Origin of the sequence: Aliiroseovarius sp. S253 (assembly GCF_049800855.1) — a bacterium.
In the GTDB taxonomy this organism is placed as follows: domain Bacteria; phylum Pseudomonadota; class Alphaproteobacteria; order Rhodobacterales; family Rhodobacteraceae; genus Aliiroseovarius.
This window is the reverse complement of record NZ_JBNAFW010000002.1, coordinates 355481-381691: the sequence shown is the minus strand read 5'-3', so window position 1 is coordinate 381691 and position 26211 is coordinate 355481. Positions and strand designations below refer to the sequence as shown.

At 58.7% G+C, this 26211-nt stretch carries 21 protein-coding genes and 1 pseudogene; 10 read left to right on the top strand and 12 right to left on the bottom strand.

Annotation, left to right across the window (positions count from 1 at the left end; all coding sequences use genetic code 11):
- Positions 1–49: 49 nt before the first annotated feature.
- The 3 genes from ACP15F_RS13350 to ACP15F_RS13340 all read left to right on the top strand — a co-directional run bounded on the left by ACP15F_RS13350 (position 50) and on the right by ACP15F_RS13340 (position 1592).
- Entirely contained in the window at positions 50–334 is a 285-nt protein-coding gene (locus tag ACP15F_RS13350; RefSeq protein WP_424941637.1) for a hypothetical protein, read from the top strand.
- The gene (locus tag ACP15F_RS13345; RefSeq protein ID WP_424941316.1) at positions 306–1010 is read left to right on the top strand and encodes a winged helix-turn-helix domain-containing protein; all 705 of its coding nucleotides are present in this window, start codon (positions 306–308) and stop codon (positions 1008–1010) included. Before ACP15F_RS13350 ends, ACP15F_RS13345 begins: the two co-directional genes overlap by 29 nt.
- A gap of 234 nt (positions 1011–1244) precedes the next feature.
- Complete coding sequence (locus ACP15F_RS13340) at positions 1245–1592, top strand: hypothetical protein (protein ID WP_424941315.1); 348 nt, start codon at positions 1245–1247, stop codon at positions 1590–1592.
- Between the two features lie 114 nt (positions 1593–1706).
- Here ACP15F_RS13340 and ACP15F_RS13335 read toward each other — a convergent pair whose 3' ends face one another.
- A complete protein-coding gene (locus ACP15F_RS13335) occupies positions 1707–3254 on the bottom strand; it encodes a hypothetical protein (protein WP_424941314.1) in 1548 nt (515 codons plus the stop codon).
- Positions 3255–3651: 397 nt separating this feature from the next.
- Here ACP15F_RS13335 and ACP15F_RS13330 point away from each other — a divergent pair, with 397 nt between their 5' ends.
- Together ACP15F_RS13330 and ACP15F_RS13325 are read left to right on the top strand one after the other, a co-directional pair.
- Positions 3652–6081 (top strand): GcvT family protein, encoded by a 2430-nt coding sequence (locus tag ACP15F_RS13330; RefSeq protein ID WP_424941313.1) that lies wholly within the window; start codon positions 3652–3654, stop codon positions 6079–6081.
- Between the two features lie 123 nt (positions 6082–6204).
- The gene (locus tag ACP15F_RS13325; protein WP_424941312.1) at positions 6205–7830 is read left to right on the top strand and encodes a thiamine pyrophosphate-binding protein; all 1626 of its coding nucleotides are present in this window, start codon (positions 6205–6207) and stop codon (positions 7828–7830) included.
- Between the two features lie 9 nt (positions 7831–7839).
- Here the strand turns inward: ACP15F_RS13325 and argE are convergent, their stop codons facing one another.
- From argE to ACP15F_RS13280, 9 genes and pseudogenes are all read right to left on the bottom strand, one after another.
- Positions 7840–8976 (bottom strand): acetylornithine deacetylase, encoded by a 1137-nt coding sequence (gene argE / locus ACP15F_RS13320; protein WP_424941311.1) that lies wholly within the window; start codon positions 8974–8976, stop codon positions 7840–7842.
- A gap of 60 nt (positions 8977–9036) precedes the next feature.
- Positions 9037–11106, bottom strand: coding sequence for an FAD-dependent oxidoreductase (locus tag ACP15F_RS13315; protein ID WP_424941310.1), 2070 nt, complete (start codon positions 11104–11106; stop codon positions 9037–9039).
- 96 nt (positions 11107–11202) lie between these two features.
- On the bottom strand, positions 11203–12141 hold the full coding sequence (locus ACP15F_RS13310; protein ID WP_424941309.1) for a LysR family transcriptional regulator: 939 nt from the start codon (positions 12139–12141) through the stop codon (positions 11203–11205).
- A gap of 30 nt (positions 12142–12171) precedes the next feature.
- Positions 12172–13668: an aldehyde dehydrogenase gene (locus ACP15F_RS13305; protein WP_424941308.1), complete on the bottom strand. Its 1497-nt coding sequence runs from the start codon at positions 13666–13668 to the stop codon at positions 12172–12174.
- A gap of 9 nt (positions 13669–13677) precedes the next feature.
- Positions 13678–14790 carry an aromatic ring-hydroxylating oxygenase subunit alpha gene (locus ACP15F_RS13300; RefSeq protein WP_424941307.1) on the bottom strand — a complete coding sequence of 371 codons (1113 nt, stop codon included), beginning with the start codon at positions 14788–14790 and terminating at the stop codon, positions 13678–13680.
- Positions 14791–14821: 31 nt separating this feature from the next.
- Positions 14822–15496: a DUF1028 domain-containing protein gene (locus ACP15F_RS13295; protein ID WP_424941306.1), complete on the bottom strand. Its 675-nt coding sequence runs from the start codon at positions 15494–15496 to the stop codon at positions 14822–14824.
- A 4-nt stretch (positions 15497–15500) separates the two neighbouring features.
- Positions 15501–15917, bottom strand: a complete 417-nt coding sequence (locus ACP15F_RS13290) for a RidA family protein (protein WP_424941636.1) — start codon at positions 15915–15917, stop codon at positions 15501–15503.
- Between the two features lie 36 nt (positions 15918–15953).
- A pseudogene (locus ACP15F_RS13285) lies at positions 15954–17087 on the bottom strand (aromatic ring-hydroxylating oxygenase subunit alpha); the annotation flags it as partial.
- 21 nt (positions 17088–17108) lie between these two features.
- On the bottom strand, positions 17109–18386 hold the full coding sequence (locus tag ACP15F_RS13280; protein ID WP_424941305.1) for a flavin-containing monooxygenase: 1278 nt from the start codon (positions 18384–18386) through the stop codon (positions 17109–17111).
- A 329-nt stretch (positions 18387–18715) separates the two neighbouring features.
- On the opposite strand from ACP15F_RS13280, the gene ACP15F_RS13275 reads away from it, so the two are divergent.
- The 5 genes from ACP15F_RS13275 to ACP15F_RS13255 are packed head-to-tail and all read left to right on the top strand — an operon-like array spanning position 18716 to position 23675.
- Complete coding sequence (locus tag ACP15F_RS13275; protein WP_424941304.1) at positions 18716–19807, top strand: ABC transporter ATP-binding protein; 1092 nt, start codon at positions 18716–18718, stop codon at positions 19805–19807.
- On the top strand, positions 19807–20733 hold the full coding sequence (locus ACP15F_RS13270; RefSeq protein ID WP_424941303.1) for an ABC transporter permease: 927 nt from the start codon (positions 19807–19809) through the stop codon (positions 20731–20733). The genes ACP15F_RS13275 and ACP15F_RS13270 overlap by 1 nt, the downstream gene beginning before the upstream one ends.
- Positions 20730–21536 carry an ABC transporter permease gene (locus tag ACP15F_RS13265; RefSeq protein WP_108857927.1) on the top strand — a complete coding sequence of 269 codons (807 nt, stop codon included), beginning with the start codon at positions 20730–20732 and terminating at the stop codon, positions 21534–21536. Before ACP15F_RS13270 ends, ACP15F_RS13265 begins: the two co-directional genes overlap by 4 nt.
- Before the next feature lie 18 nt (positions 21537–21554).
- Complete coding sequence (locus ACP15F_RS13260) at positions 21555–22583, top strand: extracellular solute-binding protein (RefSeq protein ID WP_424941302.1); 1029 nt, start codon at positions 21555–21557, stop codon at positions 22581–22583.
- 60 nt (positions 22584–22643) lie between these two features.
- Positions 22644–23675 (top strand): histone deacetylase family protein, encoded by a 1032-nt coding sequence (locus ACP15F_RS13255; RefSeq protein ID WP_424941301.1) that lies wholly within the window; start codon positions 22644–22646, stop codon positions 23673–23675.
- Between the two features lie 12 nt (positions 23676–23687).
- On the opposite strand, the gene ACP15F_RS13250 is transcribed toward ACP15F_RS13255, so the two are convergent.
- On the bottom strand, positions 23688–25166 hold the full coding sequence (locus ACP15F_RS13250; protein ID WP_424941300.1) for an aldehyde dehydrogenase: 1479 nt from the start codon (positions 25164–25166) through the stop codon (positions 23688–23690).
- An 8-nt stretch (positions 25167–25174) separates the two neighbouring features.
- The gene (locus ACP15F_RS13245) at positions 25175–26209 is read right to left on the bottom strand and encodes an LLM class flavin-dependent oxidoreductase (RefSeq protein WP_424941299.1); all 1035 of its coding nucleotides are present in this window, start codon (positions 26207–26209) and stop codon (positions 25175–25177) included.
- Positions 26210–26211: the final 2 nt, after the last annotated feature.

Genomic DNA, 26211 nt, shown 5'->3' with positions numbered 1-26211 from the left:
GGGGATTGTTATTGAATAACCGGGTCACCCGCCGCATGTTCGACGCATGATGAAACAAACCGCACTCTCTCTAATTCTTGTTGCCATGGCATCGACGGCTCAGGCCGCCTGCTATGCTGACTACAAGGCCAAACGGGATGACCCGCTAAAGCTCCATTATGGTGTGATCGAGCTGTCAGACGACGCCTGCGATAATCGCAAGGCAGCGCGTCGGCAGATAAGTGACCGCCTACAGGCTAATGGCTGGTCCCTTTTGAAAGTCCAATCCATATTTGACGATACAGGTCTTGAGGAAAGGAAAGAGAGTGCCGGAAAATTCTTCCTTCGCTACTGATGCGCTGAAGCGGTCGAATCGTGTGGTCGTTATCGGGATTGTTGCGATTGTCGTGATCCTGCTGGTAACCGCTGTGTTCCTGTTCATGACCCTGCCCGATGCAAACGCCTTTAATGCGCGGGTCGAGCGGATCTTTGTGGAAAATGACGGGCTTAACTCGGGGGCAGAAATCAAGCTGCTTGAGATTTTGGCCCAGTCCGGCACGTCTTTTGCCGACACGCTAACCAGCTATCGTATGGTGATCTTCGTTCTTTTGATCTTTGCCACCGCGCTTTTGGTGGCCGCGCTGGTGTTCCTGCTGACCATTTTCGGGCTGAACCGCCGCATGGGCGAGATCGAGCGCGCTGGCATCCACGTGAATTCGCTTCTGATCAGCCGCGAAGAACGTACGGTCTATTTGAACAATATGGAGTTCACTCTGACCGAAGCTGCCATCGAAACCCTCTCGGCTTTGGCAGAGGCTCGGATGGATGAGGACGTATTGTCGGGGTCCGAGCTTGAGGGGCTGATCTCGGGCCGCGATCCGTCCGAGTGTGATGAAGCCGCCGGAGCCACCCGCATCAAACGTCTGCGCGACGCGCTGGGCAACCAGCTGATGAGCGAACTTCTGGTGAAAACCATCGCAAGACGCGGCTATATGCTGTCGATCGACAAAGACGTCATTCGGATGATCTGAGACTTCCTAAGCTATGGGAGCGGTCAGGTGAGGCAGCGAGTGTCGCATTTACGCCTGTATTATTCTTTCGTTGTTCACTTAAATCGCCACACGTCGCGATTCAATCGTGGCAAGAATGTGGCGCAATTTGGTCACAATAGTGGAGCTTCCCGCTCTAATTTGATATGCTTTCGAGTACAGCCAATTATTTAGTTCCCGCTGGGTTGGGCGGAAATTGTATTAGGAGGGGAAGTTATGAAAACCAAAATGACAAGACTGATCGCGCTATTGATGGTGACAACTCTGATCACACCAATTGCGTCTACGACTGTTTATGCATCGACTGCAGAAGGCGGCGCTGGCGAAGAGGGCGGCAGCACCGGCGGCAGTGGCGGTGAAGACGGCGGCAGTGGTGGCGAAGGTGGCGGCTCTGGCGGTGGCGAGGGCGGCGGCTCTGGCGGCGGTGAAGGCGGCGGCTCTGGCGGCGGTGAAGGCGGCGGCGGAAATGGCGGAGGCAAGGGTTCGAAAGCGAACAATGGATTCGGCAATGGCGGCGGCGATGGCGTGCCCGGAAGGTCAAACAAAACCGACATTCGCCGGTGACATCCGCAGGATCTTAGTCAGAGCCTAAAAGAGACGTCACTTACAAATTAGCCCGGCAGAAGGCGCTTTTGCTTCTGCCGGGCTATATCTTTCATGCCCTGATTGACGCAGCGATTATTGAAGCTGCATGCCGTTGGCGAATACCGATCCATCGGGATTGACCACGACTTCAGTTACGCGGGCATCATCGCCATTTTCAGCGTCTTCGGCCGTGAACATCTGAAGCATCATCATCGATCCGGCGATCTGCTCGGCCGGAATGCCCAGTTGTTCAAGCTTCTGCGACAGGGCGGTCAACCCTTTTGCCCGCAGAGTCAGCTTGCCTTCTGGGCGTGGTACGCCGCCAAAGGTTTCCAGATCGCTGGAATCGAAGGTAAACGCACCCTCGCCGGTGATTTCGGCACCTACCGCTGACAACCGCAGAGCATTCAGCGTCGCGCTGCCCGGCTCGACCGGCAATATTTCCCCAAGCGCTTCGAGGCTGGCTTCTACATTGGCGAAATCAAGCCATTCGATGTTGTGCTTTAGAGTTCCGTTCAGATCGACCGTCAGGTGGATTGGATCACGCGGCAAAACGCCTTCGGGATCGCCCATCGCCCATACCATTTCGTCCAGCTCCAGACCGTTCAGTTCAAAGCGCATTGCGGCGGGACCAAAACTGTCATCCATCAAAAGTGGAGCCTGCATCGTACCCGATACCGACGCGATCTTGCCGCCCAATGGAAGCCCCGGCATCATCGGCATTTCCATCTGAATCTGCAGGTCTTCGGCGGGGCCTCCGATCGTGACGCCAGTCGCATCAATTTTCATGGTCGTGTCGTAGTTCTTAGCAGAAGACGATTGGGACATCATAACGGTCTCGCCCTGCGACGTGACCTGATCCGAGCTATAGCTGGCAATGCGATTTGTTCCCGCGATGGCCAGCCCGTCACGCAAAGCTTTCGCAAGATTGGCAAGATCAACCCCGGCGGATGGAGTCACAATTTGCATGTCGCCTTCGGCTCGACCGGTTTTGGTGACACCCTCAACAGTCATCGGTTCGTCACCTTCGAATGACATCACCTGCGTCATCGTCATGCTTTGCTCATCGAACGAATAGGTGACATTGGTCGAGACCATATCTGCCTTTGTGGTCACGGATTGCCCTTCGAAGGCAATAAGCGAACCGTTCATGGCGATACTCTGAATTTCTTCAGGCAAGCCATCGACGTCGAAGTCAAAATCGAGCCGGTCGGCCTTTTGGTCGAATGTGATTTCCTCGGGCGTGCCAGAAAGGATGTTGCTAAGACCCTGTTGGGTCATGGTCATGTTGCCGTCGAAGCTTTCGCCGTCCGAGTCGGTATAGGTCAGACTATAGACCGAGCTTTCGGGCATCACCAACTCGACGCGGCCATCGCCCAAGTCGATCAGGTCGAATGCGCCCAGATCCATACGTACGGACCCGACATCAAAAGGCAGAGTCAGATCGAATGTCACGTCTTGCAACGCAAGGCCGTCGCCACGTTCCGACGTTTCCGCACTTAGCGTGCCGCCAATGATCGTCGAGCTTTGCTGGAAATGCTGCCAAACATCACTGGTAGACAGGTCTGCGAAAGCTGAGCCGGGCAGGAAAGTCGCGCCCAGAATGGCGGCGCTGGTTAGCCGGGTGGCAAGAGTTTGCATGTGCGGTAATCCTTTGCACTATGTGTGTAATTGGCGCGAAGGTATGTCAGCGTTTTGGGGGTTACAACACCTTCCCGAGAAATGTCGGCAATTGGCTCAACACATCCTTGCAGCATGGTGGAGCCCGCTGCCAAGTTCTGCAGCGCGCTCCCAACTATCCTTTGCCGGCGGCTTGCGCGCCATCACGACATACACGCCTTCTTCAGAAACCTAGCCAGCTGAATGCTTCCTCTCCCGTTTGCTAATCTCTACAGCATCAAGCAGCTTCGCGTTGCTCGTGGTAGAAGGCAGGTTTTCAAGACATCAGACCGGCAAACGCGTGTCGCTTTCGGAATAGTCGGCCTACGGTTTGGCTCTACAGTAGTTTGATAGATGAATGCGAAGCCGGAGGGATCCCATGCAGTCTCATGCGAAAGTCGTTGTTGTCGGGGGCGGCTGCGTTGGCGCCTCGATCTTGTATGGGCTGACGGAACATGGGTGCTCTGATGCGGTCATGTTGGAACGTTCGCAACTGACGGCGGGGTCTACCTGGCATGCGGCGGGTCTGCTTGTGACTTTTGTACGGTCGCACAATGTGTCGAAAATGACGCTGGAAACGATCCGCATCTATACCGAGGTCGAGAAAAAGCTTGGCGCGTCGGTCGGTCTGAAAAAGGTCGGGCAACTGCGCGTGGCCAATACGCCGGAACGCTGGGACGAATTCCAAAGCTATCTGTCCGTGGCCGAGGCGGCAGGTGTCCCCTGCAAATTGCTGACCCCTGAAGAGATCGCCGAGGTGCATCCGCTTCTGAATCAAAGCGACAGCATTCAGGGCGGCATCCTTCATACCGAAGATGGCTATGTGAACCCTGCCGACATCACGCAAGCCATGGCCAAGCTGGCCCGCGATGCAGGGGCCAAAGTGTATCAAAACACCGAGGCGCAGAGTTACGAGAAGCTTGCAGACGGATCGTGGAAAGTCGTCACTAATCAAGGAGAAATCACCTGTGAGCACCTGATTTTTGCCACCGGAAACTACGCGCGGGAAAACGCCCGTCGGGTGGGGCTGGACCTGCCTTGCATCCCAATCGTGCACCAGTATTGGACCACCGAAACGGTGCCGCATTTGATTGACAGAAAGAAGCAAGGGCTTCCCGAATACCCGATCCTGCGGGACGAAGACTATGGCGCCTATCTGCGTGAAGACACGGGCGGTCTTCAGTTCGGCCCTTATGAGTTTGAGAAGGATTTGAAGCTATTCGCTGAGGACCGTGTGCCGCCCGAATTTGGCGCGGACCTTCTGCCCGAGGATTTCGATGCGGTGGAAACCCAGTGGGAACGCGCCATCGAGCGCGTGCCGGTTCTGGGCGAGGTCGGCATCAAAGCCAACACCCGCGGCCCGTTTCAGATGACGCCCGACGAATTGCCGCTGGCCGGACCGGCTCCGGGGTACGAAAACCTGTGGCTGGCCGAAGGGATGCCGGGTGGAATCCTGTGGGGCGGCACGGTCGGCAATCAGCTGGCACAATGGATCCTGAAGGGACAAGCCGCCATTGATATGTCCGAGCTCGATCCCCGCCGGTTCGGGGATTACGCCTCGAAACGCTGGACCATGGACAAGGTGCGCGAAACATGGGGCAACCACATGCACGCGCATATTCCAGGCGAAGATTTCCCCTCGGCCCGCCCCATGCGCACCGTTGGTTCGTACGACCTGTTGACGGCTAAAGGGGCGGTTTGGACAACCTACAACGGCTATGAGTTTCCAAAATGGTTCGCGCCCTCGCCCGAAGAGGCAATTCCGGTGCATTCCTTTCGTCAAACGCACGCATGGGACCACGTCACTGACGAGGTGAAGACGACTCGTGAACAGGCCGGGTTCATCGAAATGTCGCCCATGACCAAGTTTACGGTGCGTGGGCCGGGTGCCGCGGTGTGGCTGGACGGATTGATGGCCAACAAACTGCCCAAAGTCGGGCGGATGACGCTGTCTTTGATGCTGAACGACCGCGGCGGGATGGATGCCGAATATACCATCGTGCGCGACGCCGAGGATGCGTTCTATCTGGTCTCGACCCCCAATGGGCAGGTCTATAACTGGGACGAGCTGTCCAAGCGCCTGCCCAAAGATGGCTCGGTTGTGATCGAGGATGTGTCCGAGCAATACGGCGTGGTCGCATTGGCGGGTCCAAATTCCCGTGAGATTCTTCAGCCTTTAACCGACAACGATCTGTCGAACGAGGCGTTCCCGTGGCTGACAGCCCAGATGGGCGAAGTCGGCTATGCCAAGGGCGCGCGCCTGCTGCGGGTCAGCTATACCGGAGAGCTGGGTTGGGAAATTCACCACCCCGTCAACTACAACCGCCACATCGTCGATCTGCTATTGAAAGCAGGTGTGCGTCCCTTCGGGGCGCTGGCGTTGGAAAGCATGCGGCTGGAAAAATCCTATCGCGCGATCAACCGCGAAATCTGCAAGGACATGACCCCGTTCGAGGCTGGGTTGGATCGCTTCGTGGCGATGAAAGACCGAGAGTTCATCGGCAAAGGCGCTCTGCTGCAGCAAAGGGAAAGCGGCGAGTATAAGACACTAATCACGCTGAAACTGCCCTTCTGCGAGACGTCCGTGATCGCGCACGAAGCGGTCTATCACGATGGTCAGATCGTGGGACGTGTCACCTCGGGCGGGTTCTCGTATCACTGTCAGCATGACATCGCGATGGCGCTGGTGCCGCAGGAACTGACCGCTCCGGGAACCAAGCTTCAGGTGAAAATCCACAATGAACTGCGTGAAGGCGAGGTGATCGGTACCTGCGCGTATGATCCAGAGAACCTGCGCCCGCGCGCCTGATCGGATCGTTTCATTTGCAAGAAAACAGTGGACCTCGTCATGTTAGCGCACATACATAGGAACCCAGAATAGAAGAGAGACCGGCCGCACCCGAAGCCCGGTCCATCTAAGGGAGTCCAATAGATGAGCGCCTCAGCTTATGTATATCAATCCATCGCCCAGTCGCTGGTGGATCACAATCACACCACCATGTTCGGCCTGATGGGCGACGCGAACCTGTTCATGGTCGATCACTATGTCCGCGAATGCAGCGGCGAGTTTGTCCCCGTCGCGTTTGAAGGTAGTGCCGTTCTGATGGCGCTGGCCTATGGCCGCGTGTCCGGAAGTGTCGGCATTGCCACCGTCACGCATGGTCCGGCCCTGACCAACTGTGTCACCGCCCTGACCGAGGGTGTGCGGGGGCGCGTGCCGATGGTCCTTCTGACCGGGGACACGGCTGTTTCCAACCCGCAAAACCTGCAGAACATCGACCAGCGCGAGACGGTAAAGATCACCGGCGCGGGGTTTGAACAGATGCGTTCGCCCCAGACAGCATCCTATGACGTGGCGCATGCGATCTATCGCGCCGAGGTCGAAAAGCGGCCTATCGTTCTGAATATGCCGGCCGACTTCATGTGGGAAGAAGTGACCCATGAAAAGCATGTCTTCCCCGCCTTCAGCGCCCCGGCCCATGTGCCCGAAGGCGATGATCTGGACGAAGCCATCGGCATGATCGCTTCGGCCAAGCGCCCGATCATTCTGGCGGGGATCGGCGCCAAGGATTCGGTGGATCAGATCATCAAACTGGCCGACCGTCTGGAAGCGCCTCTGGCGACGACGCTGAAAGCCAAGGGGATGTTCAACGATCACCCGTTCAACATCGACATTTTCGGCACCCTCTCGACCCCCGCCGCGTATGAAGCGATCGCCAAGGCCGATTGCGTTGTGGCCTTCGGCACGTCCTTGCACCACTTCACCACCGACAAGGGTGCGCTGATGAAGGGCAAACGCGTGGTGCAGGTGAATGACACCGTGACGGAAGTCTCCAAAAACTATCACCCCGACGCGGCCTTGGTGGCAGATGCCGGGCTGACCGCCGACAATATCGTCTGGTGGCTGGACGAGGCCGAAATCCCTGCCAGCGGTTTCACCGCCGAGCTGGATATAGACGCTCTAACCGCCCACCCGAAAGGCAATCCCGACAAGGCGGCGCCCGGTTTTGTAAACTTCGAATACGCGCTCGACCGTCTGGATGCAGCGCTGCCGAAAGACCGGTTCCTGACCACCGACGGTGGCCGCTTCATGACCGAGGTCTGGTGCCGCGTTTCCGCCCCTGACGCGGAAAGCTTCATCGCCACGACCAACTTCGGCTCGATCGGGCTGGGGCTTCAGGTGGCCATTGGCGCCGGGTTTGCCGTGAAGGACCGCCCCGTCGTGCTGTTTACCGGGGATGGTGGCTTCATGATGGGTGGGATCAACGAGTTTAACACAGCCGTCCGCATGAAGCAGGATCTGGTCGTGATCGTCGCCAATGACAGCGCCTATGGTGCCGAGCATATCCAGTTCCTCGACCGTAAGATGGACCCGGGTCTGTCGATGTTCGACTGGCCGTCCTTTGCGGAAATCGGCACCGCGCTGGGCGGGCAGGGCATCTATGTGGACAGTGTCGAGACGCTGGAAAGCGCCATCACCGCAATTGACACGCGCACAAAGCCCCTGCTGATCGAGCTGCGGCTTGATCCAAACGACGTGCCCAGAATGCGGATCTAGCGCGGGCGTTTACGCGCTGAGATCGGTCAGGATCCGGTCCATCATCGCGTCGCAGGCGGCCAGTTCGGACAGGTCTACCCCCTCGTCCGCTTTGTGGCCGTCGCGCGCCATGTCTCCGGGTCCGATGACCACGGTGGGGATGCCTTCGGCAGCGAAGAACCCGGCCTCGGTCCCGAAGGCGACCTTGGTGGTTTCTTTGGAGTTTGCCATCTGACTTGCCCAACTGACGACCGGATCGTCGACGGATGTGTCCAGCCCGTAATAAGCGTTGGTCTGGGTGATCTCGGCCGCGTTGGGATTTCCGAAAGCGGTGCCCACGCGCTGGGCGATTTCGTTCAATTCGGACAGGATTTCGGACGCAGGGGTTTGCGCCAGATGGCGGAATTCCATCTCTAACTCAGCGGAATCCGGGACAATGTTCAGTGCGCGTCCTCCGCTCATGCGTCCGATATGAACCGTCGAGTAGGGGATGGAATAGGCCAGGTCGGTTGCGCCACCTGCCAGCCGAACCTGAAGCGCGCGAACCTCGTCGATGAAGGTTGAGGCGACGTGAAGGGCGTTGGTGAAATCCGGTGCCAGCGCACTGTGGCCCGCTTCCCCGTGGCATGTAACCTTCAGCGCCACCTTGCCCTTGTGACCCGTCGCCACCTGCATCGAGGTCGGCTCGCCCACGATTACTGCGCGGGGGCTGCCGAGAAGCGGGGCCAGCGTCGGCATCATCTGACGAATGCCCACACAGCCTATTTCTTCGTCATAGGAAATCGCAAGGCTGAGCGGTTCCGTAAGGGGCGCACGCGCGGCACGTTCTGCCATCGCAAGAGCCGAGGCCAAGAACCCCTTCATATCCGTCACCCCCCGCCCATGCAGACGATCCCGGTGTTGGGTCAGGGTGAACGGATCGCTGGGCCACTCCTGTCCATCGATCGGAACCACATCCGTATGCGCGGATAGGCAGACCCCGCCAAGTTCAGGCCCGAGCCGCGCGAACAGCCCGGCCTTCTGACCGCAGGGCGACGGGATGCGCACAACAGCGAACCCAGCGCTTTGCAGAAGGTCCTGCACAAAGTGGATCAGGTCCAGATTGCTGTCTTTGCTGACGGTCGGAAAGGCGATCAGCCGCTCAAGAATCTCAACTGTGCGGCTCATTGCGCCTCCTTCGTTTCGGCATGTATCCTGACCGATCTTTGGACAAAGGAACAGGTGCGATCAGTCCACAGCCAGCTCTGTGATTTCGCGGCGGAAGGGCAGGGCGTCGCCGATATCCTCTCCGTCCAATTCACGGGCATAGCGGTGGCCGGCATAAGTTGCCCAGGCAATCGGGCCGGGCGCATTAGCGTCGCCAATCAGCTTAACCGACATGATCCCGGCATCGGCCCAGTCCGCCTGACGGGCTTTCAGATCGTTATAGACCGCGTTGTTCTCCAACTTTGCAGACACCAGCAGCACCCCGTCGCATTCAATTGGACGGCGCTGATCGGTGAAGGTGCAGTTGGTTTCGACGTGATCCTTGCCAATGGCGGTGACGCCGCGGTTCAGCTCGATCGTCACGCCCATCTCAACCAGACGGCGGTGGATTTCGTGCTGTTCCAGCGTGTTTAGCGTCCATTCGCTGACATAGGCGGCGGGCGTGACCAAAGTGACCTTGCAGCCCTTCTGCACCAGAAGCTCGGCCATCACGCCCCCCATGTAATAGTGGTCGTCATCATAGATCACCACATGGCCCGAGGGGCTGGCCCCGTTCATCAGGTCGTCGGGCGTGAACAGCGGCATGGCAGCATCGGTCGGGAAGGGCACCACGTGTTGGCGCGAAACCCCGTCACGACGCCATTTGGCCCCCGTGGCGATGCAGACATTCTCGAACCCGAACTCAAGGATGCTTTCCGCGTCGAGTTCACTGTCGAAATAGGTTTCGACATTCGGTTTTTGGCTAATCTGATATTCGCGATAATCCACCACGCGGCCCCAGGCCGACAGGCCGGGCAGGGTACGTTCGCGGGTGACTCGGCCGCCAATGACGGTGCCGGCCTCGGCCATTGCGACGTCATAGCCACGTTCGGACAGGGCGCGTGCGGCCTCAAGCCCCGCAGGGCCGGATCCAACCACCAGCACGTTCGAGCTGTCGCCTTTGGTGTTCATCCGCTCGGGATGCCAGCCTTTGCGCCATTCCTCCATGAAGGTCGGATTCTGGGTGCAGCGACTGATCGACATGGTCATGTCGCCGGTGATGCAGATGTTGCAGCCGATACATTCGCGGATATCCTCGATCCGGCCTTCTTCGACCTTCTTGGGCAGGAAGGGGTCCGCGATCGACGGACGGGCGCAGCCGATGAAATCCAGCGTGCCTGAGCGGACCATTTTGGCCATGACATCGGGGCTGGTAAAGCGCCCGACGCCGACAATGGGCTTGTCCGTCAGCTCGTGAATGCCTTTGACCAGTTGTTCCTGTGCGGCTTCGTCTTTGAAGCGGGACGGGCCCGAGCAATCCTCCCAAGTGCCCTGCGCCAGATCCCAAAGATCGGGCAGGTTTTTGTTCATCTCGACAAACTCGCGCACCTCGGCGTTGGAAAAGCCAAGGTCTCCGATGGTCTCGTCCAAGCTGACACGCAGGGTGATCCCCATCGTATCGCCTACGGCATCCTTGATGTCGGAAATCACCTCGTTCACAAAACGCGAGCGGTTTTCCAGAGAGCCGCCATATTCATCCGTCCGGTGGTTGGTGGCACGGCTGAGGAAGTGCTGGAAAATGCCGAACCCATGCGCGCCGTAGAGGCAGATCAGGTCAAACCCGGCGTCTTTCGAGCGTACGGCCGCGTTCACGAACCAACGGCGCAGATCCTTGATGTCCTGCTTGTCCAAAGCACGCGCTTGCACCGGGTCGTTGGTGAAGGTGCGGATCGGCTGAGCGGACACCGCCAGCGGCACCTCTTTCGTGTATAGATTCGGGCCATTTACGCCGGAATAGGCAAGCTGAATGCCTGCCAGCGCACCGTTGCTTTTCATCGTCTCAGACATCTTGCGCAGCATCGGAATGTCTTTGTCTTCCCACAGGCGCAGCTCGATGAACGGCGTGATTTCCGAGGTGTGGTGCATCTCGGTCTGTTCGGTGAAAATGACGCCCCAGCCGCCCTCGGCCTTGGACCCGCGCATCGCAGCCGCGGCCGACGGATCGCGATAGCCACCCCCGTTGCAATGGGGCACTTGATAGAAGCGGTTTTTGGCTGTGACCGGCCCGATTTTCATGGGCTCGAACAAAATGTCATAGCGAGGATCGCGCACGTTTCATCTCCTGTCAGGATCGCGTTATCGGATCAGCGTGACAGATGGACGGGTTAGGCTAAAGTCGTGCTTACGGAAGCGCGGGTTAGGCTGTGCTTAACTCTCGGCTGGAATGGCCTGGCCCGGATAGTTCCAGTCGCGAATTATCGTCGCGGCGTGATCAATGAAGGCGTTGACCGTCAAAACGTTGCGCGCACCCTCGGGGATGATCAGACCCAACTGCATTGGGCGCTGCTCGCCTTTCAGCGGGATAAAGACCAACCGCCGCCCGTCCGGAGAAAGATCGGAATAGGGTCTAATATTGGCGATTGCATAGCCAAATCCGTTGGCCACCATCGAGCGCATCACCGCCATGTCCCGCGTGCGTTCAACAATGCGAGGCTTGCGACCCGTCTGATCGAAGAAGCTGAGGAAATAGTTGCTGCTGAGCGGCAGGTCCAACAGGACCATCGGATAATCCAGTAGCTCGGCCACCTCGACCTCGTTCTGACGGGCAAGGGGATGGCCTTCGGGTACCATCGCATAGGGGGGCAGAGAGCGCAGGGGCACGAATTCCAAATCCGGCGGGATCTCCAGATCATAGGACAATGCCACGTCGATCTGTGCGCGGCGAAGCTGCTCGATCAGGCTTAGCTGGTCGGTTTCGATCTGGCTGACGCGGACATCCGGGTATTTCAATTCAAACTGTCGCCGAATTGCGGGCAAAAGCACCTGCGCGAAGGTCACAAGGCAACCGATGTTCAGCGGCCCCTGCACATTGCCCGAGATATCGCCCGCCAGCCGGTTCAGCGCGTCAGCTTCCTGCAATACCTGCTTGGCCTGCGCCATGAACTGCCGCCCGGCCTGCGTCAGGCTAAGCCCATGTGCGTGTTTGCGAACAAAAAGCGGCAGGCCGAACTCATCTTCAAGCTGGGAGATCGCTGCCGAGATTGACGGCGACGACACGTTCACCCGCTCGCTGGCGTGCGAGATCGAGCCTTCTTCGCCAACGGCGACGAAGTATTCCAATTGACGAAGAGTGAACCGCAAAGCCATCGTGCGATTATGCCTTACGGTTCAAATGGTTCAAGCCTGATACTTGATCCATGTGGTCTTCAGTGCGGTGTATTTGTCGAAGCTGTGCAGGGACAGATCGCGGCCAAAGCCCGACTGCTTCATACCTCCGAACGGGGTTTGTGCAGAAAGCGCGTCGACGGTGTTGACCGAAACGGTCCCGGCGAACAGCTTGTCTGACACACGCAGCGCGCGGCTTAGGTTATCGGTCCAAACCGATGCTGCCAGCCCGTAGATCGAGTCATTTGCCATCGTGACCGCTTCCTCTTCACTATCGAAAGGAATGATCGACAAGACGGGGCCAAAAATCTCGTCACGCGCTAGCGGATCGTCATGGGAAACGTCAGCAAAGATCGTAGGCGGCACAAAACAACCTTTTCCGTTCACGTAAGCGCGTTCGCCACCCGCAACCAGATTGGCTGTTTTCTTGCCGCCTTCGACAAAGCGCATGATGCCTTCGGTCTGCTTTTCGTCGACAATCGCGCCCATTTTCGAGGCCGGGTCCAGCGGATCGCCGGGCTGCATCCCCTCTGCCCGCGCAATCATCTTTTCGACGAACGCATCCTTGATCGAGCGTTCCACATAAAGCCGCGAATTGGCCGAGCACACCTCGCCCTGGTTAAAGAAGATGCCAAAGGCGGCCATGTCCGCGGCTGCGTCCAAATTCTCGCAATCGGCAAAGATCAAGTTGGGGGATTTGCCGCCAGTTTCTGGCCAGACCTGTTTTAGGTTCGATTGGCCTGAGTACTCCATGAATTTCTTGCCGATCATGGTCGAGCCGGTGAAGGCCAGACAATCCACGTCCATGTGCAGACCCAGCGCCTGCCCTGCCGTGTGACCGTATCCCGGCACCACGTTGAAGACACCGTCAGGGACGCCGGCTTCAGCCGCCAGTTCGGCCAGCCGCAAGGCGGATAGGGGCGATTGCTCAGCCGGTTTCAGAACGACCGAATTGCCAGCCGCAAGCGCAGCAGCGGATTTCCACGTGGCCATATCCAAAGGGAAGTTCCACGGAGTTACTGCGCCGATTACGCCCAAGGGCACGCGACTGACCAGCGCCAGATCGCCGGGGCCTGTCGGGGCGACCTCGTCATAGACCTTGTCGATTGCTTCGGCGTACCACTGGAAGAAATGGGCTGAACCGGGGGCATCTACGGTGACCGCATCGGTTACCAGTTTGCCCATGTCCAGACTGTCCAAAAGCGCCATTTCGTGCAGGTTCGCGCGGATCAGGTCGGCTAGCTTCAAAAGCACCGCCTTGCGATCGCCCGGCGCCATGCGCGACCAGCGGCCATCTTCAAACGCGCGCCGCCCGGCGGCCACCGCCAGATCGACATCCGCCGCGTCACATTCGGCCACCTGCGCCAGCACCTGCCCATTGGCCGGATTGATGCTGTCGAAGGTCTTGCCCGACACGGCATCAACGAACTTACCGTCGATGAAAGCCTTGTTTCGAAAAGATATCTGGCCAGCGCGAGACCGCCAGTCTTCGAGGGTGTAGTCAAGCATCTCTCTCTCCTATTCGGCGGCCACGATGGCGCTGTCTTGCCGCGCAAGCCAGATTTGGAAGTCGCGGATTGTTCCTTCGTAGTCATCCCCTGCAAGCGGCCCCTCAAGCGCGTGCTCGGACCCCAAGGCCACCTGCATGCGTTCAAGTTTTTCGCGGTCCTCGCGGTTGACCTCTTCCCACAGCTTGATGCGGGCGGCGATGGTTTCGTCGTCCAGATCGTCGCCATAGACGGACATGGTCCACTTCACGCGGATTTCCCCAGCGCTTAGCGGGAATATACTCAGCGACACCAGAAGGCTGGCCGCTTGGCTGGCGACTTGGGTCGGGAATTTTGCAAACAATGTCGAGCGCATGCGTTCGTCGTCGTTCAGCCCGTCAGCGCCTTTCCCGCGAGGGGGGATCGTTGCGGGGTAGTTTGCGGCATACGAGGTGAAGTCATAACCGGCCAACAGTTTGCGCGCCAACCCCGTGGGGGTGTAGCCGTGCAATGTTTGGGGATGGACCACCGACAGGTGGTAACCTTCCATGAAATTCTCGACCAGACATTTCCAGTTGGTCTGCCAGTTCTCTTCAGCCACGTGAACAAGACGGAATTTTTCGGTCTCGTAAGGGGCCAGAAGCCCGTCGAGATCTGGGTGATCAAACGGGGCCGCATAAGTGTCTAGATTGACATAGATGAACCCGTTCCACAGATGCACATTGTGCCCATGCAGACGGCAATTCTTGGTGTCGAACCCTGCGTTTTCCATCCTTGCGGCCCGCAAGAGCGCCCCGTCACGGCCATAGGTCCACGCGTGATAGGAACACACGAAACGCTTCACATTGCCTCGTCCTTCGGCCAGCGGCATGCCCCGGTGACGGCAAACGTTGGCCAGCACGCGGACATCCCCATCATCGCCACGCACAACGATCAAGGGTTCTGTCAGAAGCTTTACGGTGAAATAGTCACCGGGTTCGGGGATCTCGTCCGTGCGGCCCAAGCAATGCCACCCGTTGTGTAGCACGGTGGCGGCCTCGTGTTCGAACTGCGCCTGATTGGTATAAAATGCACCCGGCATTCCCATCGGCCGGTCGGCCGGCAAGGCGGCTAACTCCTGAAGCTTCGTTCTCAAATCACCCATCTTGCCCTCCGTTTCCTGTTGCGGTTTTGGGTTATTCGTCGCCGGGCACGCCGTAGGACGGCGCCTCGCGCGGGTCGAGCGCGCGTTGGACATAGGCGTCCAGCTGCGGCTTATAGATCTCCCACGCGGTGGCGATGTTTTCGATTGGACAGTCCTCGGTCCAGTCACAGCGCAGATCGGCGACCGGCCACGCGACCTTGTCGACCAGCATCATACCTGCTGAATGGATCGGCCCAGCTTCGCCACCAGCGGCAAGCCCTGCGCGCATTGCGGCAATCAGCCGGTCGCCAAGGTGGCCCGAGCTGGCCAGAAATCCGTCCACGATGGCCTGCGGCACGCCGTCATTGGCCAAAAGGTTCCCGCCCGAGGCCACGTCCGGCCCCTGCGCCTGCGTCCAAATACCAAGGCTGTTTGGTCCCGAATGAATCGCCGTTGCACCGGTTTTGTCCACGGCCAGAACCTGCCGGTATTCGATGAACCGGCCCAGATCCTTCACGCCGGCAATCGCCTCGCCAGCGCCCATACCGCCTTGCATGAGATCAAGGGCCAGTGGCCCAAGCGTGGGGTCCGTCACGTTCTGTGATGCCACCGCGCCAACACCTGCCCGCGCATAAGCGCAGCGCGCCGCCACCGCAGGGGATGACGACGAGATCGCAATGCCAAACATGCCCGTTTCAGCGCAGCGCGCCACCAGTGAAAAGGTCATCGCGTCACTCCGGAATGACGGCGGTGCCGTCGATTTCGACCAGCCATTCGGGCCGCGCCAGTGCCTGTACCACCAACCCGGTCGAGACGGGATACACGCCTTTGATATACTCGCCCATGGTGCGATAGACGGCCTCGCGGTGGCGGACGTCGGTGATATAGACCACGACCTTCACCAGGTGCTCCATCTCGCCACCAGCCTCTTCGATCAGCTGGCGGATGTTTTGCATCACCTTGTGGGTCTGTTCGACCGGATCGTGGCTTTCGATATTGACGGCATCGTCCAGATTCTGCGGGCACTGACCGCGCAGATAGACAGTCTTGCCGCCCTGCGTGACCACGGCCTGACACAGGTCATTGTCCAGATTTTGCTCGGGGTAGGTTTCCGAGGTGTTGAACTTGCGAATGCGGGTATGGGCCATTGGGCGTCCCTTATGTGAGGTGTTTGGCCAGTTGCCGCGACCGGCGTTGATGCGTGCCATCAAATACTGGGCGAAGTCATAGTTGGGACGTTCCAGATGGCTGAGATGGCCGGGCACGGCACGATCCGAGGACAGCCCTTTGAACACTTTCTCGGTGCAGCCGCGATCTTCGACATTCACGTCATCCAGAAGCGCCTTCAGTTCGGCGAAATTTTGGTCGATATCGGGGTCATCGGCGAAATCATTCGACATGCCGCCACCGAAACGGATCAACACTTGGCCCGGTCCTTTCGGATGCAGGGATAGATACCAGAAATAGCCCGGCGTCAGGGTAATCAGCAGGCTTGGATAGATCGCCAAAAGATAGGTAGTGCGCCGTTCCTCGCCTTTCAGGCGGTCGTTCTTTGTGTGCGCCATCGCGATGCGCAGCTCTTCATCCTTTAGGATTGTGTGATAGTTGAAGGCGGGCAGGCCCGGCGGGCAGATCATATCTTCAAGCTTCGACAACCCACCGATCGTACCCGAGTGGCAGACGGGCAGGTGATAGCTTTCCATGAAGTTCTCGGCCAGCACCTTCCAGTTGGTGTCCCAGACGTGTTCTTCATAGAACGCCTCGGTGTAATTGGTCATGTCATAGCCCGCGATCATCTCTTCGACTTGGGCAAGCTGATCGGACACGTCGGGGGCATCGGGGTTCAGGGTGATGAACACCCAGCCCAGCCATTCCTGACATTTCACTTGTGGTAGCTGGTACTGGTCCTTGCAGAACCCTTCGTTCAGCGTCATGGCCGGCGCGCCACGCAGGCTGCCGTCCAGATTATAGGTCCAAGCGTGATAGGGACAGACGATGGCGCGCGTCTTGCCGTTTCCGTGCAAAAGCGTCGACATGCGGTGCAGACAGACGTTCGACATGGCGCGCAATTCACCGTCACGGTCACGAATGACCAGAACCGGCTGGCCTGCCAGTTCACAGGTGGTGTAGGCACCCGGTTCCTTCAGTGCATCCGCCCGGCCCACGCAGAACCAATCTTTCGAGAAGATGTGTTCCAGTTCCTCGTTCAGGAATTCCTCGGACGTATAGACCGAAGGCGGCATGGCATGGGCCTGCTCGAACGGCTGGGCCGTGTTCTGGCGAAGTTCCTCTACGGGGTCGATATGATCTTTTGCCATCTAGGTTCCCTTTCGTTGAACTTATTCTGCGGCCGATGACACAACAGCCGCTTGGCCATCGTAATCCAGATATGCCCGCTGGGTCGCGATCTGATCCGCCACGTGCTTGGCGTCGTGCCAGACCCCCCACAGGAAGGTTGACCCACGGCGCGACTGCCACGGTAGACCAAGGAAATAGACGTCGGGTTCAACCGACACGCCGCGCTGATGGATCGGCGCGCCTTTGTCGTCAAACCCACCAAATTTCATCCAGTCGAAATCCTGCCGGAATCCAGTGGCCCAGATGATCGTCGTGATCCCTTCCTTGGCCAGATCAATGGCGCGAATGGGGCTGGTTAGACACTCTGGATCGGGGAAGGCCTCGCGCGCTTCAGGTTCTTCAGGCAGGGTCAGTCCGGTGCGGTCTACATAGGCATCGGCGGCGTCCAGCATTTCGTTGTAATTCGCGTCGCCCGCGGCCACGTTGGCCTGCAGATCGTCGCGGAAGGTCAGGGTGTCGTTGTCAAAGCCCTCGGTCAGACCCAGAAGCGTTACCCCTTCGCCAGCCAGCCGACGGAAATCCATTGTCTGCCCGCCATATGCCCCACTGACCGAGATCGTCACATGTTCCGTTCCCGGATTCGGCGCGGCCATGTCCCACAGACCCAGCACGCCCAACCACCAAACGAAATCGCGGCCACGATAGCGGCGCGGAGGGCGGTCATGCGGCCCAACGGACAAGAAAACTTTGCGACCCGCGCGGTTCAGCTCGTCCGCGATCTGGGCACCCGATGATCCAGCACCCACAACCATCACCGCCCCATCCGAGAGCTGGGATGGGTTCTTGTAATGGAAGGAATGGATCTGCTTAACCCCAGCCGTTTCCGGCACGATGGGCGGGATCACCGGATGTTGGAAAGCGCCGGTTGCAGCGACGATCCGTTTTGCCTCGATCACGCCTTCGGACGTTTCCACCCGGAAACCGGCCTGATCGGGCAGTCGTTCGGCTTTCAGAACTTCTACACCAGTGCGAATTGGGGCGTTCACCATCTGCGCGTATTCTTCCAGATAGTCCGCCACGCGGTCTTTCGTCACAAACTCGTCCGGAGCGTTTCCCTTGAACTCAAGGCTAGGAAAGCGATCGTGCCAAACAGGTCCATTGGTCACCAGCGCGTCCCAACGCCCTGACCGCCAAGCCTCGGCCACGCGGTTCTTTTCCAGAATCAGATGCGGCACGCCACTGTTCCCAAGGTGTTCGCTTACGGCAATTCCGGCCTGACCGGCACCAACAACAAGCGTATCAATGGTTTCAACGGGCATGTGTCTGGTCCTCTTGTATGAATGCCGTTTCAGCGCGGGCGCAACCGCCAGACGCGCCTTGGTCGGCGACCGCTCTAATTTGGCAGGATGGGTCCAGCAGAAAAGAATGATCTGTGTCAGCCATGATTAGGCAATGACTAATATTCAGGCGGCTTGAAAAGGTTAAGCCTAAGCCGAACTTCGCAAGATACGTATTTTTACGAAGCCGCGCCGCTTCTAGCCTTTTGACACTGACTCGGAGGTCAACATGCGCGGACATATCAATCCCCCATCGGGGGACTTGCCAGCTTTGCAAATGCCAGACTTTCCCAAAACACGGAGAGATCACAATGAATGACGACGCCCAGATCGCGGTGGACGTACGCGATGCGGTGAAACGCTATGGCGATTTCACGGCGCTTCAGAAGATCTCTCTAGGGATTCGCGACAACGAATTCTTCACCCTGCTTGGGCCGTCCGGATGCGGCAAGACCACGCTTCTGCGCATGATCGCTGGGTTCGAGGATGTAACGGAAGGTGCCATCTTCCTGTATGGCGACGAGATTGCGACCCTTCCCCCGCATCAGCGCCCCGTGAACACGGTGTTCCAGAACTATGCCCTGTTTCCGCATATGACGGTTCTGGACAATGTGGGCTTCGGGCTTGAGATGCGCGGCGCGTCAAAAGCGGATGCGCGCAAGAAAGCGGGCGAGATGCTTGATCTTGTTCAGTTGACGCAGTTCGCAACCCGTAAGCCGTCGCAACTGTCCGGCGGACAGCAACAGCGCGTGGCCCTGGCGCGTGCGCTGGCCCCGTCGCCTAAGGTTCTGTTGCTCGACGAACCGCTTTCCGCGTTGGATCTGAAGCTGCGCAAAGCCATGCAGATCGAGCTGAAGCACATCCAGCGCGAAACCGGAATTACCTTCATTTTCGTGACCCACGATCAGGAAGAAGCCCTGACCATGTCCGACCGCATCGCCGTTATGTCTGCAGGTCGGATGCAGCAATTGGGCGAACCCAAAGACATCTATGAAAGTCCGCGCAACATGTTCGTTGCGGACTTCATCGGTGAAACCAACCTGCTGGAAGTCTCGGTCGATGCGATCAATGACGGACGTGCCATCTGCCATCTTGGCGGCGGTCACGAGCTGACCTGTAACGCGGTGGACGAGGTGGGCATCGGGTCCAAGGTGCACATGTCCGTGCGGCCCGAACGCCTGTTCCTATCGGATCAGCCGACAGAGTCGGAAAGCCTGAAGGGCACCGTGGTCGAGAACATCTTCATCGGCACTGACATCACCACCATCATCGATCTGAATGACGGGCCCAACTTCACTGTGCGCACGTCGAATTCAGATCGCGGCACCAAGCGGATCTTCGAGCCCGGCGCGCTGGCCTATGTAAACATGGAGGCAGGTTCGGCACGCCTGTTGGTCGACTAATGGCGGGCGGAGCCGCATCTGGCGGGTCGGCCGCGTCCGACACCTATGCCGAGGCCCGCAATTGGCTTTTGCTGCCGTCGTGGGTGGTTCTGAGCATCTTCGTACTGGCCCCGGTCCTGATGATGCTGGTCTATTCCTTCTTAACCAAGGAATTTCGTGGGGGCGTCATCTGGGAATTCTCGCTGAACGCCTATGATCAGTTCTTCTTTGATCGCGGATTGTTCGGCGACGAAGCTCCCAAGATTGAATGGACCTATATCGCGATCTTCTGGCGTTCCATCTGGCAGGCGGGTGCAGCGACGATCCTGTCCTTGATCATCGGCTTTCCGACCGCCTATTTCATTGCCACCCGGCCTGAAAAGTCGCGCGCAATGTGGGTGTTTCTGATCACCATTCCCTACTGGGTGAACCTGCTGATCCGTACCGTGTCGATGAAATTCCTGCTGCGCGACCAAGGTCCGCTGAATGATTTCCTGATCAATATCGGTCTGATCGACAGCCCGCTGCACATCATCAACACCAATCTCGCGGTGCAATTGGGTCTGTTCTACAGCTATTTGCCCTTCATGGTGCTGCCGATCTATGCCTCGGTCGAGCGTTATAACTTCGCGCTTAGCGAAGCGGCGGCGGACTTATACGCAACCAAATGGACCACCCTGCGGCGTGTCCTTTTGCCGGCTGTGAAACCCGGCGTGATTGCGGGCTGCATCCTTGTCTTCGTTCCCTCGCTTGGCGCCTTCCTTGCGCCTGACCTTCTGGGCGGGGCCAAGAACTTCATGATCGGCTCGCTGATCGAAGAGCAGTTCAAGGGCAACGCCGGCAACTGGCCGTTTGGGGCTGCGGCCTCGATGATCCTTCTGACGATGGTTCTGATCATCCTTCTGATCTTCGCCCGTCAGCAACGTAAGGCGGAGACCACGTCATGAGCGCCAAGACCGATGTAAAAACCTATCCCGGCTTCAAGTTCATGACCCTGCTGTGCCTGGTCATCCTCTATGCCCCGCTGGTCGTCGTGACGGTCTATTCCTTCAACGCCTCGAAATCGATCACGGTGTGGGAAGGCTTGTCGCTGCGCTGGTATGTCGACGTGTTTGTCGGGCCGGAAAGCGGCAAGTTCAAACAGGCGGCGATCAACTCGTTCACCATCGCCATCGTGGCGGCAACCATATCGACCACCATCGCTACCACGGCAGCGACCGCCATCGTGCGCGGCGGCAAGTTCCGTTTGCGCACGGCCTCGCTGGGTCTGATCAGCCTGCCCCTGATGGTGCCCGAGATCGTGACGGCCGTCGCCTTGCTGATCTTCTATAACTCGGTCGGCTTTACACGCGGATATCTGACCATCCTCGTGGCGCATATCGCCTTCTGCATCCCCTTTGCCTATCTGCCCATTCAGGCCCGGATGCAAGGGATCGAGGACACCTTCGAACAGGCGGCAATGGACCTGTATGCCACCAAGGCACAAGCCTTCCGCCGCGTGCTGCTTCCCCTGATGATGCCCGGCATCATCTCGGGCTTCCTTCTGGCGTTCATCGTCAGTCTGGATGACTTCATCATCACCAACTTCGTCAAAGGCGCGGGGGTCGAAACCCTTCCCACGGCGATCTTCGGGTCGGTGAAACAGGGCCTCAAGCCCAACATCATGGCGATCTCGACCATGCTGCTTAGCGTGTCGATCGTGATGGTGACCATCTCTTACTTCGTGTCGAAGTCGGACAATACCAAATAAAAACAGGGAGCTAACACAATGAAACTTCTTACCCAATCTGCTATGGCGCTGGCTTTGATGGCCAATGCCGCCGCTGCCGAGGGCGATCTGGTTGTCTATCACTGGTTCGAATACATGCCGCAAGAACTGTTGGATAAGTTCACCGCGGAAACCGGCATCAACGTCACCATGGACACCTATGACTCGAACGAGGCGATGCTGGCTTCGCTGAAAGCAGGCGGCATGGGCACCTATGACGTGGCCGTCCCCGGTGACTATATGGTGTCGATCATGGCAGGCGAGGGACTATTGGACACAATCGCAGATGGCGAGCTGGCCAACAAAGGCAACATCGCCCCCGAATGGGCGGATCCCAGCTTTGACCCCGGACGCATGCATTCAATCCCATACCAGTGGGGTTCAACCGCGTTCTCGGTCGACACGTCGGCTTACAGCGGTGACATCAACACCACTGACATCCTGTTCAACCCACCGGCCGAGTTGTCGGGTAAGATCAACATGCTGGACAGCCAGGGCGAAGTGATGGCGCTGGCCTCGCTTCACATGGGCATTCCGCAGTGCTCGACCGATCGCGAGCAGCTGAAAGCGCTGAACGAGATGCTGACCGGTGCGAAAGAGCACTGGGCGTCTTTCAACTCGGACACCGCCAAAGAGGTTCTGGTGTCGGGCGATGTGGCTGTTGGCATGATCTATGACGGGTTTGGTGCCAAGGCGCGCTCGGAAAAAGCATCGCTGCAATACGCCTTCCCGACGCAGGGCTATGTGGTCTGGATGGACAATGTCGTGCTTCTGAATGATGCACCCAACCGTGATAATGCGCTGAAGTTCATGGACTTCCTGTTGCAGCCGGAAAATATCTCGGCCGTGTCTAACTATGCCCGTTACGGTGCTGGTGTCAGCGGCGTGGGTGAATTCCTTGATCCCGAATTGGCCACTTTGCCGGAAGCTAATCCGCCGGCCACCGCTGGTCAGGGCGCCTTCATCGAGGTTTGTGACGAGGCCACACAAGCGGTCTATGACCAGATCTGGACCAACGTGAAAAAGTAAGTCTTAATGACGATAAGGGGCGGCTTCCGGGCCGCCCTTTTTGTATCTGCGGAGGCTCGAATGGAAACGATTTTTACCGAGAAGCATCGCCTGCGAAACTCTAAGACCGAGCTGTGCGGGGGCGAACTGGTCGAGCCCTTCGAACGCCCCTCGCGTGCGGAATACATCATCGACCGCGTGCGTCAGGTTGATCTGGGGCCGGTCTCTGATCCCGATGATTTCGGGATGGAGCCGATCTTGGCGGTGCATGACGCAGGCTTTGTGGATTTCCTGCAAACCGCGCGGGACGAATGGGTCGCCGAGGGCTTCAAGGGCGAGGCATTGACCACCGTCTGGCCCGCCCGTCGCATGTCCACCCATATTCCGCGCCATATCGAGGGCAAGCTGGGTTACTACGCGCTGGCCTGCGAGACCTCGATCTCTGACGGCACGTGGGAGGCCGCCTATGCTGCCGCGCAGGTCGCCCTGACCGGGGCCGAGCGGATCCGACAGGGCGCGACATCTGCGTTTGCGTTGTGCCGCCCGCCGGGGCATCACGCGGCCATCGACATGTTTGGCGGCTATTGCTTCGTGAACAACGCCGCCGTGGCTGCGCAGCATTTGCTAGACAAGGGAGCGAAAAGGATTGCCATCCTCGACGTGGATTTCCACCACGGGAACGGTACGCAGGACATTTTCTATGACCGTGACGACGTGCTGTTTCTGTCGATCCACGGCGACCCGATGGACGCTTTCCCGCATTTCCTTGGGCACGAGGACGAGACTGGCAGCGGCGCGGGGGAAGGCTTCAATGTGAACTATGCCCTGCTGCCCGGCACCGACTTCCCCACATGGCGCGCGGCGTTGACCGACGAGCTGGCGCGTGTGGCCGACTATGCGCCGGATGTTCTGATTATCTCGCTTGGGGTGGATACGTTCGAAACCGACCCGATCAGCTTTTTCAAGCTGACCAGTGACGATTTCACCACCTACGGCGCGGATATTGCAAAGCTGGACCTGCCCACTCTGTTCGTGATGGAAGGCGGCTATGACATCGCCGAGATCGGCATCAACGCGGTGAATGTGCTGCAGGGGTTTGAAGGCGGGGCGTAAGCGCCCCACCCCTCACCGCATCACGAACGGGTTGGCCATCGGCTGATCCGAAGTGCTGATCCACGTTGTTTTGGTGCGGGTGTAATCCAACACCGCCTCAAGCCCCGCCTCGCGGCCATAACCGGATTGATCATAGCCTCCGAACGGCGCGATTGGGGACACGGCGCGATAGGTGTTCACCCAGCAGATGCCAGCCTTCAGCCGCGACGACACGCGGTGCGCGCGGGCGACGTTTTCGGTGAAGACACCCGATCCCAGCCCGAACGGCGTGGAATTGGCAATCGCGATGGCTTCCTCTTCCGTATCGAAGGGGATCAGGGACATCACGGGGCCGAACATCTCGACCTTCAGGGTTTCAACGTCTGTGTTGGGGCATTCCACCAGCGTCGGCGCCATATAGTTGCCGGGGCGGTCCAAAGCTTCGCCTCCGAACCGGATGGTTGCCCCATCATTGCGCGCAGCTTGCAGAGTGGTTTCGATGGTTTGCACCTGAACCTTCGTGCAGAGCGGGCCGATATGGGTGTCCGCTGACAAGGGATCGCCCACGACGACCGACTGCATTTTATCTTCGATCCGTTGGGCGAGCGCATCGAAGATCGACCGATGCACCAACCCACGCGATCCCGCCACGCAGCTTTGCCCCGAGGCGCCAAAGTTCCCGGCAATCAACCCATTGGCCGCGCCGTCCAGATCGGCGTCCTCGAACACCAGAATGGGGGACTTGCCGCCGAGTTCCAACGAAGTGACGGCGAAGTTCTCGGCCGAGTTGCGCACGACGTGGCGTGCGGTTTCCGGGCCGCCGGTAAAGGCGATGCGGTCCACATCCGGGTGGCGGGTTAGGGGGATAGCGCAGTTTTCCGCGTCCCCGGTGATGACCGAGACGACACCGGGCGGGAAGCCTGCCTGTTCAATCAGACGCGCAAACTCCAGCATCGGGGCAGGGGCGATTTCCGAAGCCTTCAGAACCACCGAACAGCCCGCCGCCAAGGCCGGACCCAGCTTGGTTGCGGTCAGGAACATCTGCGCGTTCCACGGCACGATGGCGACCACTACGCCGATGGGCTCGCGCTTGGTGAAGACGTGCATGTCGGGCTTGTCGATGGGCAGAACCGCCCCTTCGATCTTGTCCGCCAAACCTGCGTAGTAGCGGTAATAGTCGCCCACATAGGCCGATTGGGACGAGGTTTCAGCCAGCAGCTTGCCGCTGTCCGTGGTCTCAATTTGCCCTATGCGCTGAGCGTTCTCCTCGATCAGCTCAGCAAGGCGATACAGAAGTTTGCCCCGCTGGGTCTGCGTCATATCCCGCCATGCAGGATCATTCAGAACCCGACGCCCAGCCGCAATGGCGCGGTCAACGTCAGAGGGTGCGGCGCAGGCAAAGGTCGCCCAATCTTCCCCCGTTGCCGGGTTTTGCGTGGCCATGACCTGCCCGTCGGCCCCATCGACCCACTCACCGTCAATAAACAGCTGATAATGCGGTTTCTGTTCCATCTGATCCCTCACTGAAACGCTGGCATGACGTCGTCGATGAACCGGGCCAGCGAGTCACGCTTGCGCTCAAAGCTCATGCCGCTGTCGATCCAGAATGAATACTCATCATAGCCCAGATCCTCGTAGCGTTTGATTTGGTCGATCACTTCCTGCGCCGTCCCCATGGTCAGGTCGCGCTTCAGGTTTTCAGGGGCCATCATCTTGTTCGCGGCCATTTCGTCCTCGGTCAGTTCCTGAATCAGACCCTGACTAACGGGGCGCTTGTTCTGGAACCACGCGCCAAAATAGCAATAGAACTTCGACAATTCTTTCGCGGCCTGATCCACATCTGCCGCGTCTTTGCCCACATAGGTGTGGTGCAGCAGCATGATCTTCGGGCGCTTACCGTCATAGCCGTCGCAGGCGTCATTAAAGCGCCCCATCAAGCTTTCGATTTCCTCGATCCCCTGCCACAGCGGCGTCACCTGAATGTTGAACCCGTTCTGCACGCCAAATTCATGGCTGTTGGGGTCACGTGCCGCAATCCAGATCGGTGGGCCGTCTTCCTGTACCGGTTTCGGGGCCGAGGTCGTGGCGGGGAACTGGAAGAACTCGCCTTCATGTGCGCAGTCGCCTTTCCAGAGCTGCGGAACCAGTGGGGCCATCTCGCGCATCCGCTGTCCGGCTTCCCACGCGTCCATGCCCGGCATCAGGCGCTCGTATTCATAAGAATACGCCCCGCGTGCGATGCCCAGTTCGATCCGACCGTCGGTGATCAGGTCGGCCGAGGCCGCTTCGCCCGCCAGCTTGATCGGATGCCAGAAGGGCGCGATCACGGTGCCAGTGCCAAGGCGCACGTGTTTGGTGTGGTGGGCCAGATTGACAAGCGTCAGAAACGGGTTCGGTGCGATGGTGAAATCCATCCCGTGATGTTCCCCGGTCCAGACCGCCCGCATTTTTGCATCATCGGCCATCTTGCACAGCGCGATAAACTCGTCATTCAGCTGCGTTTGTGACTGGCCGGGCGACATGCGCTCCATATGGGCGAACAGCGAAAATTCCATGG

Bases quoted from the DNA above. Each gene is read 5' to 3' on its own strand.
- ACP15F_RS13350 (WP_424941637.1), top strand. From the start codon at position 50: ATGAAACAAACCGCACTCTCTCTAATTCTTGTTGCCATGGCATCGACG.
- ACP15F_RS13340 (WP_424941315.1), top strand. From the start codon at position 1,245: ATGAAAACCAAAATGACAAGACTGATCGCGCTATTGATGGTGACAACT.
- ACP15F_RS13335 (WP_424941314.1), bottom strand. From the start codon at position 3,254: ATGCAAACTCTTGCCACCCGGCTAACCAGCGCCGCCATTCTGGGCGCG.
- ACP15F_RS13330 (WP_424941313.1), top strand. From the start codon at position 3,652: ATGCAGTCTCATGCGAAAGTCGTTGTTGTCGGGGGCGGCTGCGTTGGC.
- ACP15F_RS13325 (WP_424941312.1), top strand. From the start codon at position 6,205: ATGAGCGCCTCAGCTTATGTATATCAATCCATCGCCCAGTCGCTGGTG.
- argE (WP_424941311.1), bottom strand. From the start codon at position 8,976: ATGAGCCGCACAGTTGAGATTCTTGAGCGGCTGATCGCCTTTCCGACC.
- ACP15F_RS13310 (WP_424941309.1), bottom strand. From the start codon at position 12,141: ATGGCTTTGCGGTTCACTCTTCGTCAATTGGAATACTTCGTCGCCGTT.
- ACP15F_RS13305 (WP_424941308.1), bottom strand. From the start codon at position 13,668: ATGCTTGACTACACCCTCGAAGACTGGCGGTCTCGCGCTGGCCAGATA.
- ACP15F_RS13300 (WP_424941307.1), bottom strand. From the start codon at position 14,790: ATGGGTGATTTGAGAACGAAGCTTCAGGAGTTAGCCGCCTTGCCGGCC.
- ACP15F_RS13295 (WP_424941306.1), bottom strand. From the start codon at position 15,496: ATGACCTTTTCACTGGTGGCGCGCTGCGCTGAAACGGGCATGTTTGGC.
- ACP15F_RS13290 (WP_424941636.1), bottom strand. From the start codon at position 15,917: ATGGCCCATACCCGCATTCGCAAGTTCAACACCTCGGAAACCTACCCC.
- ACP15F_RS13280 (WP_424941305.1), bottom strand. From the start codon at position 18,386: ATGCCCGTTGAAACCATTGATACGCTTGTTGTTGGTGCCGGTCAGGCC.
- ACP15F_RS13275 (WP_424941304.1), top strand. From the start codon at position 18,716: ATGAATGACGACGCCCAGATCGCGGTGGACGTACGCGATGCGGTGAAA.
- ACP15F_RS13270 (WP_424941303.1), top strand. From the start codon at position 19,807: ATGGCGGGCGGAGCCGCATCTGGCGGGTCGGCCGCGTCCGACACCTAT.
- ACP15F_RS13265 (WP_108857927.1), top strand. From the start codon at position 20,730: ATGAGCGCCAAGACCGATGTAAAAACCTATCCCGGCTTCAAGTTCATG.
- ACP15F_RS13260 (WP_424941302.1), top strand. From the start codon at position 21,555: ATGAAACTTCTTACCCAATCTGCTATGGCGCTGGCTTTGATGGCCAAT.
- ACP15F_RS13255 (WP_424941301.1), top strand. From the start codon at position 22,644: ATGGAAACGATTTTTACCGAGAAGCATCGCCTGCGAAACTCTAAGACC.
- ACP15F_RS13250 (WP_424941300.1), bottom strand. From the start codon at position 25,166: ATGGAACAGAAACCGCATTATCAGCTGTTTATTGACGGTGAGTGGGTC.
- ACP15F_RS13245 (WP_424941299.1), bottom strand. From the start codon at position 26,209: ATGGAATTTTCGCTGTTCGCCCATATGGAGCGCATGTCGCCCGGCCAG.